Below are 2,084 nucleotides of genomic sequence, written 5' to 3'. Positions count from 1 at the left end.
CAACCCCATCTTGCGCAGCTCACGGCTTTCATAACCACCCTTGTCGCGGTCGACGATGACCATGGAAATCCCGTCGTCGAGGTTGCAAACCACGATCGCGAAATCCGACTGGGCGCCGTTGGAGATCCACAGTTTCTGGCCGGTGACGAAGATCTTGTCGCCCTCGCGCTCGGCGCGCGTTTTCACCTCGCGCACGTTCGAGCCGACCGAGGGTTCGGAGATGCAGGTGGCGCAGATACGTTCACTGCGCAATAACGGTTTGAGATAGGCCTCTTTCTGCGCCTTGTCCCCCAGCAGGTTGATCGCGAACACCGCGTGGCCCTGGATCAGCACGGCGATGGCCAGATCGGCCCAGATGCGGGCCAGTTCCTCGTAGAGGATGCCATAGGTCATCCGGTCGATCCCGGCGCCGCCATCGGCCTCGGGGATCAGCCCGCTGATCAGCCCGAATTCCTCGACTTTGGCGAACAGGCCCTTGAGGGTTTCCGCATTGGGGGGATAGCCCAGCTCTTCGTATTTCTCGGCCAGCGGAGCGAACTCTGCCTCGGCCATCTTGCGGAAGTTCTCAAGCAACATGCGCTGTTCGTCGGTGTAAATTGCCTGTGCGGCTGCGATCACGGTTTCCATTTTCTTCTTCCTTGTTTCAGCGACCCAAAATGGTGACGCAGGCGGCGGCTTCCTCGACGCCGTGCAGCCCGCCGCCGTTTTCGGCGATGGCGTTTTGTGCGCCTTCGACCTGGCGTGCGCCAGCCTCACCACGCAACTGCGTGACCAGTTCGTGGACTTGGCCGATGCCGGTGGCACCGACCGGGTGGCCCTTGGATTCCAACCCGCCGGAGGGGTTGACGGGGATGCGGCCGCCAATCGTGGTTTCGCCCCGCAGGCTGGCGGGGCCGCCCTCACCGAATTCGACAAAGCCGAGGTTCTCGATCTGGATCACCTCGCCCACGGCGGTGGCGTCATGCACCTCGGCCACCGACATATCCTCGGGGCCGAGCCCGGCCTGTTCATAGGCCTCAAGCGCGGCAAGCCGGGTCAGGTGGTTCCTGTAATCTTCCGCCGGTCGGTCGGTGCCCGAGCGCAGGATCGCCGCCTTGACCTTGATCGCGCGCTTGGGATCGAGGCCCAGCCTTTTCAACCCCTCGCCGGTGCACAGCACCGCCGCCGCGGCGCCGTCCGAGATCGGGGCGCACATCGGCAGGGTCAACGGATAGGTGATCGGCGGCGCGGCCAATACCTGATCGACGCTCATGGCATCGCGGTATTGCGCCAGCGGGTTATGCGCGGAATGCGCGTGGTTCTTGGCGGCGACGGCGGCGAATTGTTCCTGCGTGGTGCCGAAGGTCTGCATGTGCAGCCGTGCAAAACCGGCGTAGACATCCATGAACACGCTGTAGGGCCTGGGTGATTTCGACCCTTCCGGTTCTTCGACCCCGGCGCCCAGATCGGCCAGGCGCTGTGCGACCTCTTCGCCATTGCTGACATCCCAGCCACTGTCGAAAGCCGAGAACATCAGCGCGCGGTCGTCGGAGTACATTTTCTCGGCGCCCACGGCCAGGCAGCAATCGCCATTGCCGGCCTTGAGGAAATCCACCGCCAGCTTGAACCCGGTCGAGGCGCTGGCGCAGGCGTTTTCGACATTCACCACCGGAATGCCCTGAATGCCCATTTCACGCAGCGCGATCTCGCCGCGGATCATGTGCTGGCCCTCCATATGGCCCTGAACCGCGTTCGAGAAGAACGCACCGTCGATTTTCTGAGCCGGCAACCCTGCATCCGCCAAGGCGTTGGTGACGGCTTCGCCGGTCATGTCCTTGATTGATTTTTCCCGGAATTTTCCGAACGGCGTCATGCCGACGCCGACAACATAGATATCCTGCATTGTTCGTTCCTCCTGACCTAGTAGCCGCGGAAGTTCGGTTTTCGTTTTTCGGCAAAGGCCGTCAGACCTTCGCGCATGTCCCATGACCGCATATGGGCGCGCAGGTTCAGCATCTCGTCTGCCAGCGCGGCGGGTTCGTCCACGTTCATAGACCGGTTGGCGACCGCCTTCATGCGGCGCAGAACGGCCGGACTTTTGTCAG

Annotated in this window: 3 protein-coding genes; all 3 read right to left on the bottom strand. The window is 62.7% G+C overall.

Translation table 11 applies throughout. The features are described from left to right. The coding region (locus RLN94_RS17075; RefSeq protein ID WP_350169317.1) for an acyl-CoA dehydrogenase family protein at window positions 1-627 on the bottom strand (627 nt) is incomplete at its 3' end. Between the two features lie 16 nt (window positions 628-643). Then, the gene (locus RLN94_RS17070) at window positions 644-1,882 is read right to left on the bottom strand and encodes a thiolase family protein (RefSeq protein WP_350169315.1); all 1,239 of its coding nucleotides are present in this window, start codon (window positions 1,880-1,882) and stop codon (window positions 644-646) included. Between the two features lie 17 nt (window positions 1,883-1,899). After that, window positions 1,900-2,084, bottom strand: a 185-nt coding sequence (locus RLN94_RS17065; protein WP_350169313.1) for an enoyl-CoA hydratase-related protein, incomplete at its 5' end; no start/stop codon positions are given.

This window comes from Roseovarius sp. (assembly GCF_040223625.1).
Taxonomy (GTDB): domain Bacteria; phylum Pseudomonadota; class Alphaproteobacteria; order Rhodobacterales; family Rhodobacteraceae; genus Roseovarius.
This window is presented reverse-complemented; position numbering and strand designations above follow the sequence as displayed.

What these genes read in the sequence shown, in the direction of transcription:
- RLN94_RS17070 (WP_350169315.1), bottom strand. Translation starts at nt 1,882, where the DNA reads ATGCAGGATATCTATGTTGTCGGCGTCGGCATGACGCCGTTCGGAAAA.